Annotated in this window: 18 protein-coding genes; 11 read left to right on the forward strand and 7 right to left on the reverse strand. The window is 67.4% G+C overall.

Features of this window, described 5'->3' with window-relative positions:
• Positions 1-52 precede the first annotated feature (52 nt).
• From rfbA to BLS50_RS31815, 8 genes are all read left to right on the forward strand, one after another.
• Positions 53-949 (forward strand): glucose-1-phosphate thymidylyltransferase RfbA, encoded by an 897-nt coding sequence (gene rfbA, locus BLS50_RS31780; RefSeq protein ID WP_027806311.1) that lies wholly within the window; start codon positions 53-55, stop codon positions 947-949.
• Complete coding sequence (rfbC, locus tag BLS50_RS31785) at positions 946-1,527, forward strand: dTDP-4-dehydrorhamnose 3,5-epimerase (protein WP_074807535.1); 582 nt, start codon at positions 946-948, stop codon at positions 1,525-1,527. Before rfbA ends, rfbC begins: the two co-directional genes overlap by 4 nt.
• A complete protein-coding gene (gene rfbD, locus BLS50_RS31790; RefSeq protein WP_074807537.1) occupies positions 1,524-2,408 on the forward strand; it encodes a dTDP-4-dehydrorhamnose reductase in 885 nt (294 codons plus the stop codon). Before rfbC ends, rfbD begins: the two co-directional genes overlap by 4 nt.
• Complete coding sequence (gene rfbB, locus BLS50_RS31795; protein WP_074807540.1) at positions 2,405-3,421, forward strand: dTDP-glucose 4,6-dehydratase; 1,017 nt, start codon at positions 2,405-2,407, stop codon at positions 3,419-3,421. Before rfbD ends, rfbB begins: the two co-directional genes overlap by 4 nt.
• A gap of 144 nt (positions 3,422-3,565) precedes the next feature.
• Positions 3,566-3,757, forward strand: a complete 192-nt coding sequence (locus tag BLS50_RS35740; RefSeq protein WP_027810892.1) for a hypothetical protein — start codon at positions 3,566-3,568, stop codon at positions 3,755-3,757.
• 371 nt (positions 3,758-4,128) lie between these two features.
• Positions 4,129-4,572 carry an Hsp20/alpha crystallin family protein gene (locus BLS50_RS31805; protein ID WP_074807544.1) on the forward strand — a complete coding sequence of 148 codons (444 nt, stop codon included), beginning with the start codon at positions 4,129-4,131 and terminating at the stop codon, positions 4,570-4,572.
• A gap of 36 nt (positions 4,573-4,608) precedes the next feature.
• Entirely contained in the window at positions 4,609-5,034 is a 426-nt protein-coding gene (locus BLS50_RS31810) for an Hsp20/alpha crystallin family protein (RefSeq protein WP_074808693.1), read from the forward strand.
• Positions 5,035-5,202: 168 nt separating this feature from the next.
• A complete protein-coding gene (locus tag BLS50_RS31815; RefSeq protein WP_074807547.1) occupies positions 5,203-5,499 on the forward strand; it encodes a hypothetical protein in 297 nt (98 codons plus the stop codon).
• A gap of 131 nt (positions 5,500-5,630) precedes the next feature.
• Here BLS50_RS31815 and BLS50_RS31820 read toward each other — a convergent pair whose 3' ends face one another.
• From BLS50_RS31820 to BLS50_RS31840, 5 genes are all read right to left on the reverse strand, one after another.
• A complete protein-coding gene (locus BLS50_RS31820) occupies positions 5,631-6,629 on the reverse strand; it encodes a transketolase family protein (RefSeq protein WP_074807550.1) in 999 nt (332 codons plus the stop codon).
• On the reverse strand, positions 6,626-7,471 hold the full coding sequence (locus tag BLS50_RS31825; protein WP_006481216.1) for a transketolase: 846 nt from the start codon (positions 7,469-7,471) through the stop codon (positions 6,626-6,628). Before BLS50_RS31825 ends, BLS50_RS31820 begins: the two co-directional genes overlap by 4 nt.
• A 49-nt stretch (positions 7,472-7,520) precedes the next feature.
• On the reverse strand, positions 7,521-8,846 hold the full coding sequence (locus BLS50_RS31830; RefSeq protein WP_011549819.1) for an MFS transporter: 1,326 nt from the start codon (positions 8,844-8,846) through the stop codon (positions 7,521-7,523).
• Positions 8,847-8,920: 74 nt separating this feature from the next.
• Complete coding sequence (locus BLS50_RS31835) at positions 8,921-9,670, reverse strand: SDR family NAD(P)-dependent oxidoreductase (protein ID WP_074807554.1); 750 nt, start codon at positions 9,668-9,670, stop codon at positions 8,921-8,923.
• A gap of 157 nt (positions 9,671-9,827) precedes the next feature.
• Entirely contained in the window at positions 9,828-10,727 is a 900-nt protein-coding gene (locus tag BLS50_RS31840) for a LysR substrate-binding domain-containing protein (RefSeq protein ID WP_074807557.1), read from the reverse strand.
• Here BLS50_RS31840 and BLS50_RS35745 point away from each other — a divergent pair.
• From BLS50_RS35745 to dctA, 3 genes are read left to right on the forward strand one after another with little or no spacing between them, the layout of a single operon-like run.
• On the forward strand, positions 10,726-10,989 hold the full coding sequence (locus BLS50_RS35745; protein WP_124620699.1) for a hypothetical protein: 264 nt from the start codon (positions 10,726-10,728) through the stop codon (positions 10,987-10,989). The two genes, BLS50_RS31840 and BLS50_RS35745, sit on opposite strands and share 2 nt — an antisense overlap.
• 3 nt (positions 10,990-10,992) lie before the next feature.
• Positions 10,993-11,916, forward strand: a complete 924-nt coding sequence (locus BLS50_RS31845) for a LysR family transcriptional regulator (protein WP_027806319.1) — start codon at positions 10,993-10,995, stop codon at positions 11,914-11,916.
• A 34-nt stretch (positions 11,917-11,950) separates the two neighbouring features.
• On the forward strand, positions 11,951-13,282 hold the full coding sequence (dctA, locus tag BLS50_RS31850) for a C4-dicarboxylate transporter DctA (protein WP_074807561.1): 1,332 nt from the start codon (positions 11,951-11,953) through the stop codon (positions 13,280-13,282).
• 24 nt (positions 13,283-13,306) lie between these two features.
• Here dctA and BLS50_RS31855 read toward each other — a convergent pair whose 3' ends face one another.
• Positions 13,307-14,089 (reverse strand): substrate-binding domain-containing protein, encoded by a 783-nt coding sequence (locus BLS50_RS31855; RefSeq protein ID WP_074808696.1) that lies wholly within the window; start codon positions 14,087-14,089, stop codon positions 13,307-13,309.
• 55 nt (positions 14,090-14,144) lie between these two features.
• Entirely contained in the window at positions 14,145-15,440 is a 1,296-nt protein-coding gene (gene tcuC, locus BLS50_RS31860) for an MFS transporter (protein WP_006481209.1), read from the reverse strand.
• Between the last annotated feature and the right edge of the window lie 23 nt (positions 15,441-15,463).

Here is a 15,463-nt window from a genome sequence, read left to right on the forward strand (position 1 = left end):
GGTGTATTCCGCGTATCACGCACGCATTTTTCCTCTTGCAGCGAGGGACCTCATGCAAACAGCGATTGGCCGTAAAGGACTGATTCTGGCGGGCGGCTCGGGCACCCGGCTCCATCCGCTCACGCATTCGGTATCGAAGCAATTGATGCCGGTGTACGACAAACCGATGATCTATTACCCGCTCAGCACGATCATGCTGTCGGGCATCCGCGACGTGCTGATCATCTCGACGCCGCGCGATCTCGACGCGTTCCAGCAACTGCTCGGCGACGGCAGCCAGTGGGGCATGAGCTTTTCGTATGCGGTGCAGCCGAGCCCCGACGGTCTCGCCCAGGCGTTCGTGATCGGCGCGCCGTTCATCGGTCGCGACGCGGCGACGCTCGTGCTCGGCGACAACATCTATCACGGGCCCGCGCTGTCGTCGCTGCTGCAGCAAGCCGCCGCACGGACCGCCGGCGCGACCGTGTTCGGCTACTACGTGCGCGATCCGGAGCGCTACGGCGTCGTGTCGTTCGATGCGGATGGCCGCGCGATCGACCTCGAGGAGAAACCGCGCGAGCCGAAGTCGAACTACGCGGTCACCGGCCTCTATTTCTACGACAACGACGTCGTCGAACTGGCGAAGGCCGTGCGACCGTCCGCGCGCGGCGAGCTGGAAATCACCGACCTGAACCTCGCGTATCTCGCGCGCGGCGCGCTGAACGTCGAGCTACTCGGGCGCGGCTACGCATGGCTCGACACCGGCACGCACGAATCGCTGCTCGACGCGGCCAATTTCATCCAGGTGATGCAGGCGCGGCAGGGTCTGCAGATCGCGTGTCCGGAGGAAATCGCGTACCGGCTCGGCTGGATCGATGCGGAGCAGCTCGAAACGCTCGCGCACAAGCTCGCGAAAAGCGGTTACGGCCGCTATCTGCTCGATCTGCTGAGCAAGGAGGTCGCGGCATGACACGGGTGATCGAGACGCCATTGCCGGGCGTGCTGGTGATCGAGCCCGGCGTGTTCGGCGATGCGCGCGGCTTTTTCGTCGAAAGCTTCCGGGCAAGCTGGCTGCGCGACGCCGGCGTCGACGCCACCTTCGTGCAGGACAACCAGTCGCGCTCGCGGCGCGGCGTGCTGCGCGGGCTGCACTACCAGCGGGTGAATCCGCAAGGCAAATTGGTGCACGCGGCGCGCGGCGCGGTCTACGACGTCGCCGTCGACATCCGGCGCGGCTCGCCGTCCTTCGGCCGCTGGTTCGGCGCGCTGCTCGACGACGTATCGCACCGGATGCTATGGATTCCGCCCGGTTTCGCGCACGGCTTCTGCGTGTTGTCCGACGAGGCCGATTTCGCGTACAAGTGCACGCAGTACTACGATCCCGATTCGGATGCGGGCGTGCGCTGGGACGATCCGGCGATCGGCATCGATTGGCCCGATCCCGGCGCGCCGTATCAGTTGTCGGACAAGGATCGTCGGCAGCCGCCGCTCGCCGAACTCGCCGCCGGTGCGCCGGGGATGCTGCCGGCCTACGGGAGCGCGCGATGACGATCGTCGTGACCGGCGCGCTCGGCCAGGTGGGCCGCGAACTCGTGCTGCGCGCGGGCGAGCAGCCGCTCGTCGGGCTGTCGCGCGCCGCGCTCGACATCGCCGACGCAGACGCGGTGCGCCGCGCGCTCGACGAACATCGCGCCACGCTCGTGATCAATGCCGCCGGATGGACCGCCGTCGACCGCGCGGAGGCCGAGCCCGATGCCGCGTGGCGGGCGAACCGCGACGGCCCGGCCGTGTTGGCCGACGCGTGCGCCGCGCGCGGCATTCCACTGATCCATCTGTCGACCGACTATGTGTTCGACGGCCGCCTGCCCGGCCCGTACGCGGAAACCGCCGCCGTCGCGCCGCTCGGCGTGTACGGCCGCAGCAAGCTCGCGGGCGAGGACGCGGTGCGCGAGCGGTTGCCCGACCGTCATCTGATTCTGCGCGTCGCCTGGGTATTCGGCGCGCACGGCAGCAATTTCGTGCGCACCATGCTGCGCCTGGCGCGCGAGCGCGAGGTCGTCGGCGTCGTCGCCGATCAGTACGGCGGCCCGACGCATGCCGGCGGGATCGCCGACGCGCTGCTGACGATCGCGGCGCGCTACCGGGCCGGTGAAGCGCTGCGCTGGGGCACCTATCACCTGTGCGGCACGCCCGTGACCACGTGGCACGGCTTCGCCGAAACGATCTTCACCGAGGCGCGGCGCACCGGCCTGATCGACCGCGTGCCGTTCGTCCGGCCGATCCGGACCGACGCCTATCCGTTGCCTGCGCCGAGACCGGCGAATTCCGCGCTCGACTGCAGCCTCCTGCGAGAACACTTCGGGGTCGAATCGCCTTCGTGGATCGCGGGTCTCACCGACGTGTTTGCCACCTGGAAGCGAAACCCATGAGCTATCGACCGAAACATGTTCTCGTGACGGGCGGCGCCGGTTTCATCGGCGCCAATTTTGTGCGTCATCTGCTCGACAGCGACCCGCAGGTCAGCGTCACCACGCTGGATCTGCTGACCTACGCGGGCAGCCTCGACAATCTCGGCGACGACCTGCCGGGCGCCGGTCGTCATCGGTTCGTCCTCGGCGACATCTGCGACCGACCGCTCGTCGAGTCGCTGCTGCGCGACCATGCGATCGATACCGTCGTCCACTTCGCGGCCGAAAGCCACGTCGACCGCTCGATCGACGGTCCAGGCGAATTCGTCCGCACGAACGTGCTCGGCACGTGGACGCTGCTCGATGCGTGCCGCCAGATCTGGCTGAACGATCAGAAACTCGGCCGGGCCGACGCCCTCGCGCGCCGCCGCTTTCACCATATCGGTACCGACGAGGTGTACGGTTCGCTGGGCCCCGACGACCCGCCGTTTTCCGAAACGACGCCCTATGCGCCGAATTCTCCGTACTCGGCCACCAAGGCAAGCTCGGATCACCTCGTGCGAGCGTATTTCCATACGTACGGCTTGCCCGTCACCACGACGAACTGCTCGAACAATTACGGGCCGCGCCAGCACGGCGAAAAGTTCATTCCGACCGTGATCCGTCATTGCGTCGAAGGCACCGACATCCCCGTGTACGGCGACGGCGCGAACGTGCGCGACTGGCTGTACGTCGACGACCATTGCCGCGCGATCGATGCGGTCATCCGGCGCGGGACGATCGGCGAAACCTACACCGTCGGCGGCTGCAACGAATGGCGCAACGTCGACATCGTCGCGCTGATCTGTACGCTGCTCGACGCGCGACGGCCCGAACACGCGCCGCATGCGCGGCTCGTCCGGTTCGTCACCGATCGCGCCGGTCACGACCGGCGCTATGCGATCGATGCGGGGAAACTCGCTCGCGAGTTGCAATGGCGGCCGGCGGAGAGCTTCGAAACGGGAATCGTGAAGACGCTGGATTGGTATCTATAGGCGGCGGCCCTCGTCGAGGTCAATCGCCAAGCCGTGGTTGCTGACGGTATCGCGCGAACCTTTCTGTTTGAAAGCTTCGCGCGGCCCGCGCCTTGCTCACCTGCAACGTGCGCAACATCCCAGGTTGCGACCAAGGAGAGCAAGATGACACGTCAACAGCCACAGGCAGACAAGCAGACAGGTAACGAGAAGCCCGCGGAGAAACGCGACGATGGGCAGCAGACCTTCGAAACCGATATTTCTGAAACCGGCGACGACGGCACCACGGTGCGTCAGGCCGAGGTTCGCGAGGACGACTTGTCCGAAGTGAAGCCGCCGTCCGGGCCGTCGCGCTGAACCGATGGACGCGACGCGACGGCGCAGGTACGCCGCCGCGTCTTTTCCAGCGTGCCGTTGCAAATTCCGCCTTCTATCGCCGTGCTTTGATCCGCGCAGCGCCGGACATGTCGGCCCCCGCCATCGCGACGCCGATCATGCCGACGCCCCGACGATGAATCTCCTACAGGGCACCCGCACGTATCGACAGAATGCCGTCGCCCTCCCCCCTTGAAATTCACTCGACGTATCCTATTTTAGGTATCGCTCAAGGCAGTCGCGGTTGACGCGCTGCGTGTTTCGATTTGTTAGTCAGCGACCCTGTCGCGGATGGACGAACTGGAGCGCGTGGTCCGGTTCGTCCCTTCGCACAGGGGCAACAGGAGCCAATCATGAGCGATATCTTCTTCCCTACCGATCTGCTGGCGGAATTCGACCGCCTGCAACGGCAGATGGCCAGCGCGTTCACGGGCTTTCCGGCCAGTCTGCGCGCGCCGCGCCCCGGTACGTTCCCACCGGTCAATATCGGCAGCACCGACGACACGATCGAGATCGTCGCGTTCGCGCCGGGTCTCGACCCCGCGAAGATCGACATCTCCGTCGATCGCCGGCTGCTGACGATCAGCGGCGAGCGCACACCCCCGGACGACGGCGCGACCGACGACGAGCGGCGCATCTACGCGAACGAGCGTTTCATGGGCGCGTTCCGCCGCGTGGTCGAGCTACCGCAGCATGCGGACCCCGACAAGATCGAGGCCCGCTATGCGAACGGCTGCCTGACGATCAGCGTCGGCAAGTCGGAAGCCTCGAAGCCGCGGGCGATTACCGTCCAGTAAACAGTACGACGTCACGAACGCATGACGGAGGACATCATGAGTGACACGAACACGACCGAACTGACCACCCGCCCGGCCGAGACGCGAACGGCCGTGACGAACCGCGAAGCGGCTCAGCGCGACACGCCGCGCACGCGGATTGCGCCCGCCGTCGACATCGTCGAGGATGCGCACGGCATCACGCTGTACGCGGACCTGCCGGGCGTGCCGCGCGACAAGCTCGACGTCCGCGTGCACGACGGCAGCCTCGCGATCGAAGCGGAGGCCGTCATTCCGACGCCACCGGGCCTGCGTCTGCAGCACGGCGAAGTGCAGCATCCGCACTTCTCGCGCGCCTTCACGCTCAGCCCGGATTTCGACGTGTCGCGCATCGACGCGCAACTGCGCGACGGCGTGCTGAAACTGAGTATCCCGCGGCGTGAAGAAGCGAAGCCGCGGCGGATTCAGGTGATGGCGGGGTGAGTGGCGGCGCCGGGTGCGTGTCATCCACCCGGCGCGATCCGCGCCGCTTCGTACGCCAGGCGCGGGCATCCCGCGCTCACGCTTGCGGCGTGAAGGGCTGGCGCTCCGCTTGCGCGGCGGCGCCAGCGCGTGGTGACACCTGTCGCATTTCCCTGCAGGAGGCATCCGATGCATACCAACAGGACGATCGAACATGGTGGATATACGGTCCGGGCCGTGGTGACCGACACGGAAACGGGCCGCTACTCGGCGGCGGCGATCCTCACGGATCGCGACGGTGAAACCCGGACGCTCGGCGTCGACGGCGACTTCGCCGATACCCGCGAAGCCAGCGACCAGGCGCTCGAACTCGCGCTCGCGTGGATTCAGCGACGGGCCGTCGTGTCGGACCGGTACGTGAGACGAAATCGCACCGGGCCGCGCCGCGATTCGGGCGACGTACCGCGCGCACGACGGCAAGCGTGACTTGTATCGCGCTTGCGATCGGTGACGGCCCGGCAGCCACGCCAGGCGAATGGGCTCGCCGCGCGCGGGCAGCCGGGTCGATCACCGACGCGCAACCCGCCACGCACCGGTATTCGACGGCCCGGTGATCGTCACCCGAGCCACGACCGGATATTCGCGCGCATCGCGCCAGCCGAGATCCCGTAGCGCTCATGCAACGTCGGCAGCGCGCCCGCGGCGAGGTACGCGTCCGGCAGCGCGATCTGCCGGAACGGCACCGTCACCCCGGCCCCGAGCAACGCGGTCGCGACCGCTTCGCCGAGCCCGCCGATCACCGTATGGTTCTCCGCGACGACGACCATGCGCCCTTTCCGCGCGGCCTCGCGGACGAGGGTCGCCGTATCGAGCGGCTTGATCGTCGGCACATGCAGCACGGCGACATCGACCCGATCGGCTTCGAGCGCCTTCGCCACCTCGAGCGCACGCATCGTCATGATCCCGGACGAGATCAGCAGCACGTCGTTGCCGTCGCGCAGCAGCTTGGCCTTGCCGAGCTCGAAACGGTAATCGTATGCGTCGAGCACGGCCGGCACGTTGCCGCGCAGCAGACGCGCGTACACCGGCCCCTTGTGCGCGGCGATGGCTGGCACCATCTGTTCGATGTCGAGCGCGTCGCACGGGTCGATCACCGTCATGTTCGGCATCGCACGCATCAGCGCGAGATCCTCGGCGGCCTGGTGGCTCGGCCCGTAGCCGGTCGTGAGCCCCGGCAATGCGCAGATCAGCTTCACGTCGAGGTTGTCCTCGGCGATCGCCTGGTGAATGAAGTCGTACGCGCGGCGCGTCGCAAACACCGCATAGGTCGTGACGAACGGCTGCGCGCCTTCGTGCGCGAAGCCGGCGGCGGCTCCCATCAGCAGTTGCTCGGCCATGCCCATCTGGTAGTACCGCTCCGGGAACGCCTTCGCGAAGATGTGCAGGTCGGTGTACTTGCCGAGATCGGCCGTCATGCCGATCACGTTGGCGTTGGTGCGCGCGAGTTCGGTCAGCGCATGGCCGAACGGCGCGGAGCGGGTCGCCTGCCCTTCCGCGGCGATCGAGGCGATCATCGCCGACGTCTTCAGGCGCGGCTTGTTGTCGGCGGTGCTCATGCGTGTCTCCCTGCTTCGAGTGCGTCGAGCGCGAGTTGCCACTCGTGCGCATCGACCCGGATGAAATGGCTCTTCTCGCGTGCTTCGAGGAACGGCACGCCGCACCCCATCTTCGTGTCGCAGACGATGATGCGCGGCTGCGGCGCGTCGTGCCGGCGCGCATCGTCGAACGCACGTTTCACCGCGTCGATGTCGTTGCCGTCCACCCGTTGCACGTACCAGCCGAACGCCTCGAGCTTGTCGACCAGCGGCTCGAACGCCATGACCTGGGTCGACGGGCCGTCGGCCTGCTGGTTGTTCACGTCGACGATCGCGATCAGGTTGTCGAGCTTCCAGTGCGCGGCCGACATCAGCCCTTCCCAGATCGCGCCTTCGTCGAGTTCGCCGTCCGAGAACAGCGTATAGACGAACGCATCGGAGCCCTTGCGCTTCAGGCCGAGACACCGGCCGACCGCGATCGTCAGCCCCTGCCCGAGCGAGCCGCCGGACATTTCCATGCCGGGCGTGTAGCTCGCCATGCCGGACATCGGCAAGCGGCTGTCGTCGCTGCCATAGGTTTCGAGTTCCGCGGCCGGCAGGATGCCGGCTTCGAACAGCGCCGCGTACAGCGCGATCGCATAGTGCCCGTTCGACAGCAGGAAGCGGTCGCGCCCTTCCCAGTCGGGATCGTCGGCGCGATAGCGCATCGCGCCGAAATAGGCGACGGCCAGCACGTCGGCGATGTCGAGCGCCTGGCCGACATAGCCCTGCCCCTGCACTTCGCCCATCAGCACGGCGTTTCTTCGGATGCGGTACGCGCGCTCGGCGAGCGTGACCGCTTCATGGATGGTTTCGGTTTCCATCGATCACTCCAGTATCGGGTCGGAAGGAATGCAAATGAATCGGCGGTGATCAGCGGTTCACGGATCGGGGCACGAGGAACACCAGCAGCGCGCCGGCCGTGATCGCGACGGAGATGAACACGAGCCCCGCGGTGGACTTGCCGGTCAGGTCGTTCAGCCAGCCGACGATCGCCGGCGAGAAGAAGCCCGCCAAGTTCGCGAAACAGTTGACCGCGGCGATGCCCGCCGCCGCCGACATCCCGCCCAGCAATGCGGTCGGCAGCGACCAGAACTGCGACGACGACGCGAGGATGCCGGCGGACGCGATGCTCAGGCACACGATCGACGCGCCGACGCTGCCGAGCATCGGCAACGTGGCGAAGCCCGCCGCCGCGACCAGCATCGGCACCGCGAGATGGAAGCGTCGCTCGCGGCGACGATCCGCGCTGATGCCGATCAGCGGCAGCGCGACGATCGCGCACGCATACGGAATCGCGGTGAACAGGCCGACCCACAGCGGATCGGCCACGCCGGCCTTGCGAATGATCGTCGGCAGCCAGAACGTGAGGCCGTACTGCCCGAGCACCACGCAGAAGTAGATCGCTGCCATCAGCCACAGTCGGCGGTCCGCGACGAAGGTCCGAATCGACAGGTGGGCGGTGGTGTGCGCGGCGTCGGCCGACACGTTGCGCGCGAGCAAGGCTTTTTCGGCGTCGGTCAGCCATTTCGCGCCGGCGATGCCGTCGTCGAGATACAGCAGGATCGCGAAACCCAGCACGAACGACGGCAGCGCCTCGAGCAGGAACAGCCACTTCCAGCCGGCCATCGACATCGCGCCGTGCAGCGAATGCATGATCGCGCCCGACAGCGGCCCGCCGATGATCCCGGCGAGCGGAATCGCCATGAAGAACAGCGACAGCGCCTTCGCGCGCCGCGCCGACGGGAACCAGTACGTGAGGTACAGGATCACGCCCGGCGCGAAGCCGGCTTCGGCGACGCCGAGCAGAAATCGCAGCACGTAGAACGCGGTGGGCGACTTGACGAACACGAAGCTCGCCGAGATCACCGCCCAGGTCAGCATGATGCGCGCGAGCCAGCGGCGCGCGCCGACGCGATGCAGGATCAGGTTGCTCGGCACCTCGAACAGGAAATAGCCGAGGAAGAAGATGCCGGCGCCCATCCCGTAGACCGTCTCGCTGAAACGCAGGTCGTTGAGCATCTGCAGTTTCGCGAAGCCGACGTTGACGCGGTCGAGATACGCGCCGAGGTAGCACAACATCAGGAACGGGATCAGCCGTCGCGCGACCTTCGCGTAGGTGGCCGCTTCGAACGTCCGCGCGTCGTCCCGTTGCAGCATCTCGCCCTCGACGGGCGGTGCGGGGTACTTTGCTCTCATCCTTGTCTCCTGCCATGGCCCCGGGTTGTCCCGGGTGCATGATGGTCGGCGCCGCGCATCGGGCGGCGCCGTTCTCAGTGAATCAGCATCCCGCCGTTGACGTCGAGCGTGATGCCCGTCAGGTAGCTCGACAGGTCGCTCAGCAGGAACAGGCACGCATGCGCGACGTCGGCGGCCTCGCCGAGCCGGCCGAGCGGAATGCCCTTGATGATGTCCTCGCGCATGTCGGGCGTCAGCTTGTCGCCGGTGATGTCGGTCTGGATCAGGCCCGGCGTGATCGAATTGACGCGGACCCGGTCGGCGCCGAATTCGCGCGCCATCGCCTTCGCGAGGCCGAGCACGCCGGCCTTGGCGGCGCTGTAGTGCGGGCCGCCGAAAATGCCGCCGCCGCGTTGCGCGGAGACCGACGACATGCAGACGATGCTGCCGCCGCGCTGCGCCTGCATCGCGGGCAGCACCGCTTGCGACATGTACAGCGTGCCGCGCAGGTTCACGTCGACGATCGCATCGAAGTCGCGCGCCGAGATCTCCAGCGTGCGCACCGGCTGCGTGATGCCGGCGTTGTTCACGAGGCCGTCGATGCGGCCGAAGTGCTCCAGCGCCGCGCGGGCGGCCGCCGCGCACGCGTCGCGGTCGGTCACGTCGCAGGCGAGGCCGAGATGGCCGGCGCCGAGTTCGGCGGCGGCCGCTTCGGCGTCGTCGCGACGCAGGTCGAGGATCGCCACGCGTGCGCCGTGGGCGGCCAGCGCGCGGGCCGTGGCCTTGCCGATCCCGCGCGGCGACGCGGCGCCGGTCACGATGATGGTCCGGTTGTCGAGCAACATCGCTTGTCTCCTGTGTTGATGTGTTGTCCGGAGTGTCGGCTCACCGGGCACCCGCATCAACGCGGAAACGTTCAGCCATAGTTGAGAAAATTTCAGATGACGGCGAGTACCCGGTGCTGCAGCGCAATATCGCGGGGCGTGCCGCCGGATGGCGCGGTCAACCCGCTTGGCGATGAACGGCGACTTCCCGCTCGATCCACGCCAGGAAGCGCTTCACGCGCGGCAATTCCGCATTCTGCCGCGGGTAAACGAGATGATGAGCACCGACTTCGACCGCATGGCGCTCGCCGAACACCGGCACCAGCAGCCCTTGACGGATCTTCACCGACGCGAGCATCAGGCTTTCGAGCGCGATGCCGAGGCCGAGCGCGGCGGTTTCGAGCGACATGTACGAGCGGTCGAACGAGAAGTCGAAGGTTTTCTGCGCCGCCAGCGGCACGCCGGTGCGGCCGAACCACTGCTTCCACTGGACCAGCGGCGTTTCGGAATAGATCAGACGATGGGCGAGCAGGTCTTCCGGCGCGTGCACCGGATGTTGCTCGAGGTACCGCGGCGACGCGAGCGGCGCGATGAACTCGCCGCGCACCGTCTTCACCTCGAGGTTGTCCCAGTTGCCGTAGCCGTGCCGGACGTCGATATCGTAGAAGCCGTTCGAGAACGACACGTTTTCGTACGAGCACGCGAGGTTCAGCTGGATATCGCCGTTCGCCTCCTGAAACGACGACAGCCGCGGCAGCAGCCACATCAGCCCGAAGCTCGGGCTCGAATGCACGCGCAGGATATCGACTTCGGTGCGGCTCGACGCGCGCTCGGTCGCGCGGCTGAGGTCGGCCAGCGAGCCGGTGACGTCGGCCAGGTAGCGTTCGCCGGTCGGCGTGAGGACGAGGCCGCGCCCCGAGCGCTGAAACAGCGGTTGACCGATCTGCGCTTCGAGGTTGCTGAGCTGGTGACTGACGGCGGACGCGGTCAGGCCGAGCTCTTCCGCCGCGCGGTTGACGCTTTTGGTCCGGGCGACGCTTTCGAACGCGATGATGGCCTTGAGCGGCGGAATGCGCATGCTGGAATCCGTTGAAGAGAGCGGGCTCGCGCGGCTGGCCGGCGCTGGCGGCAGCGCGGCAGTGCCGGAGCCCTGCCCGCCCAAAAGCGATACGGTACATCAGGAAGCGGCACCGGGACGATCGATTCGCGGCGCGGCCCGCGCTATCCCGGCCGGCCCGGAGGCACACCGAGCCACGCCAACGCTGCCGCACTGGGGACGCGACACGCATGACGCCGACGGAATCATGCAAAATGCTGCGCATCTGAGTGGCGGAGAGTGACCGGTGGGCATCAATTTCGATTTGACGGACTTGCAGGCGTTTCGCGCGGTCGTGGAAACGGGCAGTTTCCGCAAGGCCGCCGAAGCGGTCAGCCTCTCGCAGCCTGCGTTGAGCCGCCGGATCGACAAGCTCGAGGACGCGCTCGGCGTGCGGCTCTTCGAGCGCACCACGCGCCGCGTCGCGCTCACCACCGTCGGCCGCGTGTTCGCGCAGAGCGCCGAACAACTGCTCGACGATCTCGACGCCGCGCTGCTCGGCATCCGCGACGTGTCGTCGAGCCGCCTGGGCCATGTGACGATCGCCTGCGTGCCGTCGGTCGCCTACTACTTCCTGCCGCCCATCATCGCCCGCTATCATCAGCGCTTTCCGCGCATCCGGGTGAAGCTGCTCGACGCCAGCGCCAACGAGGTGCTGGGCGCCGTCATCAGCGGCGAGGCGGATTTCGGCGTGAGCTTCATCGGCAGCCAGGAGGCGGAGGTCGAATTCAAGGTGCTGCTCCAGGAGCGGTTCGTCGCCGCCTGTCGCCGCGACCACCCGCTCGCGCGCAAGAAGCGCGTCACCTGGAACGAGCTTTACGAGCACGACTACGTGTCGGTGGACAAGACGTCCGGTAACCGCCTGCTGCTCGACCAGGCCTTGGCGGCCGTCGCGCCGCGCACGCCGAGCGTGTGCGAGGCGCGCCACGTCACGACGCTGCTCGGGCTGATCGAGGCGGGGCTCGGCGTCGCCGCGGTGCCGTCGATGGCGATGCCGGGCCATGACCACCCTGTCCTCACGAGCGTGCCGCTCGTCGAGCCGGCCGTGAAGCGGCGCGTGGGCATCGTCAAGCGGCGCGGGCGCTCGCTGACGCCGGCCGCCGAGGCATTTCACCGGATGATCGTCGACGCGAAGCGCGGCGACGCCGCCGGCAACGGCACATCGGCATGACGACGACGGAACGGAAACGAAGGAAGACCGCATCGTGAGGGGGGCCCGGCTGCTGAAATCGCTTTACGTGCAGGTCCTGCTCGCGATGATCCTCGGCATCGGCATCGGTCACGTGTGGCCGGCGGCGGGCGCGATGCTCAAGCCGCTCAGCGACGCATTCGTCGGGCTCGTGAAAATGACCATCGCGCCGATCGTCTTTTGCACGATCGTGTCGGGCATCACGTCGTTGTCGAACGGGCAGGCGATCGGCCGCACGATCGTGCGCTCGCTCGCGCTGTTCTATCTGTTGACGGCCGCCGCGCTCGCGTTCGGGCTCGTCACCGCCTACGTGCTGCGACCGGGCGCCGGCATGCACATCGACGTCCATCATCTGGATGCGAGCATCCTCGCGCCGTATGCGAAGCATGCGGAGCCGCGCAGCCTGGTCACGTTCGCGCTCGGCGTGATTCCGGACACGATGCTCGGCGCATTTGCCACCGGCGAAGTGCTGCCGGTGCTGCTGCTGTCGCTGCTGTTCGGCTTCTCGCTGAATGCGCACCCGCGCGCCGCGCGGCCCGTGCTCGTGCTGATCGACGGCATCGCCCAGGTCGTCTTTCGCGTGCTCGCGATGATCATGCGGCTCGCGCCGCTCGGCGCATTCGGCGCGATGGCGTTCACGGTGGGCCGCTTCGGCATCGGTTCGGTCGGCTCGCTGGCGAAGCTGATGGTGTCCTTCTACGTGGCCTGCGCGCTGTTCGTCGCGCTGGTGCTCGCCCCGCTCGCGCGACTGCACGGCTTCGCGCTGTGGCGGCTGTTGCGCTACCTGCGCGAAGAGTTGCTGATCGTGCTCGCGACCTCGTCCACGGAGCCGGTCCTGCCGCGCCTGATCGTCAAGCTGGAAGCGCTCGGCTGCGACAAAGGCGTCGTCGGGCTCGTGCTGCCGGCCGGCTATTCGTTCAATCTGGACGGGACCGCGATCTACCTGACGCTCGCGGCGCTGTTCATCGCGCAGGCCTGCGACGTCCCGCTTTCCGCGCCGCAGGTCGCGACGATGCTCGCGATCATGCTGGTCACGTCCAAAGGGGCGGCCGGCGTGTCCGGCAGCGGACTCGTCGCGCTGGTCGCGACGCTCGCCGTGATGCCCGACCTGCCCGTCGCCGGGGTCGCGCTGCTGGTCGGCATCGATCGCTTCATGTCGGAGGCGCGCGCGCTGACCAGCGTGATCAGCAATGCGTGCGCGGTGATCTTCGTGTCGTCGTGGGAAGGTGCGTGCGATCGTGCGCGTCTCGCGCAGCGGCTCGCGGCGGCCGGGCCGGCGTTGACGAACGGGGCCGATGAAAACGGTGCCGCGGCAGACGGCGGTGACGGCGACGGGAAGACGGTCTGATACGCGCCCGCGCGTCGCTCGGGTTCAATGCGCGGAAACGGAATCCAGGCCGGTCGATTTCACGTCGGCCTGCACGTCGGGCGACGCGAGATAGTCGAGCAGCGCCTTCGCTTCCTTCGGATGCTGGGCGCCGACCGGGATGCCGGCGGCGAAGCGCGTGACGGACTGCAGCGATTCGGGAATCTTGCCGACGAAAGTCGCCCCCTTGACGGGCAGCAGCTCGCTGACCTGCTGGAAGCCGATTTCGTAGTCGCCGTTCGCGACGACCGACGCCACCGGAATCCGCGGAATCATCTTCGCTTTCGACTTCACCTGCTCCTCGACGCCGAGCTTCCTGAACAGCTCGCGTTCGATGTACACGCCGCTCGCGCTGTCCGAGTAGGCGATCGATTTCGCGTGCAGCAGCACCTGCTTGAGCCCTTCGGGGGTGCTGATGTCGGGCTTGGCCGCGCCGTCGCGCACGACCATGCCGATGCGCGAGTCGGCCAGATCGACGCGGGAATCGGGGATGACCTTGCCCTGCTTGATCAGATCGTCCAGCGCGTAGCCGACCATGATCACGGCGTCGGCGGGCTCGCCGCGCGCGAGCCGGTTCGGAATCGCTTCGGGCGACTTGCCCATCGACGGGCCGAGCGCGGTCGCGAGCGTATTGCCCGTGGTGGACGCGAACCGCGGGCCGAGCACCTTGTAGGCGGCGGTGAAACCGCCCGAGCTCATCACGTGCAGTTCGGCGGCCTGGACGTTGGCCGCCACGGCCGCGGTGGCGACGAGTGCGGTCGCGCAGCATTTCAGGAACAGGTTTTTCATGATCATGGTGGTGCGAATGCGTGGGTGTGGATCAACGTTCCGGCCGGGCCGGACCTCAATGCGCCGGCGTCAACGTCGCGGCGCGGCGACGATAGAGCGCGAACGTCGCCAGCAGCGCGCACACCGCGGCGAAGCTCATCCAGTAGCCTGGCGCGGCCTTGTCGCCCGTCATGTGAATGAGCCCGGTCGAGATGGCCGGCGTGAAGCCGCCGAACACGGCCGTCGCGAGGCTGTACGCGAGCGAGAAGCCCGCGACGCGCACCTGCACCGGCATCACTTCGGTGAGCGCGACGACCATCGCACCGTTGTACATGCCGTACATGAACGACAGCCAGAGCAGCACGATCAGCATGTTGGCGAACGACGGCGCATGCGCGAGGAACGACAGCGCCGGGTAGGCGGTCACGACGGTGAGCATCGTCATGCCGACCAGCAACGGCCGGCGGCCGATCCGGTCGGACAGCGCCCCGCCGATCGGCAGCCACACGAAGTTCGACACGCCGACGCAGAGCGTGACGAGCAGGCTGTCGGCGGTGCTCAGATGCAGCACGGTCTTGCCGAAGGTCGGCGCGTAGACGGTGATCAGGTAGAAGCTCGTGGTGGTCATCGCGACCAGCATCATGCCGGCGACCACGACGCCCCAGTTCTGGACCAGCGTGCCGAACACTTCCTTCATGCCCGGACGATGCTTGCGGGCCTTGAACTCCTGGGTTTCCTCCAGATTGCGGCGCAGCATGAAGATGAACGGCACGATCATGCAGCCGACGAAGAACGGCACGCGCCATCCCCACGCGGCGATCTGCGAGGCGCTCAGCCACTGATTGAGCGCGAAGCCGAGGGCCGCCGCGATGACGATCGCCACCTGCTGGCTCGCCGATTGCCAGCTCGTGAAGAAGCCCTTGCGGCCCGGCGTCGCCAGCTCGGCCAGATAGACCGACACGCCGCCCAGCTCGGCGCCCGCGGAGAAGCCCTGCAGCAGCCGGCCGATCAGCACGAGCACGGGCGCCAGCAGCCCGATCGTCGCGTAGCCCGGTACGAACGCGATCAGGATGGTGCCGCTCGCCATGATCGACAGTGTGACGATCAGGCCCTTGCGGCGGCCGACCTCGTCGATGTACGCGCCCAGCACGATCGCGCCGAGCGGACGCATCAGGAAGCCGGCGCCGAACACGGCGAAGGTCATCATCAACGATGCGAATTCGCTTTGCGCGGGGAAGAAGACGTTGGCGATCTGCGTGGCGTAGAAGCCGAACAGGAAGAAGTCGAACTGCTCGAGAAAGTTGCCGGCCGTGACGCGAAAGATCGCGGCGGCCTTCGAGCGTTCGGCCGGAAGGCTGGACGAGGGGTGCATCTGGGTGTCTCCTGAAAATCCTG

The sequence above is a fragment of the Burkholderia orbicola genome (genome assembly GCF_900100915.1).
Classification (GTDB): Bacteria; Pseudomonadota; Gammaproteobacteria; order Burkholderiales; family Burkholderiaceae; genus Burkholderia; species Burkholderia orbicola.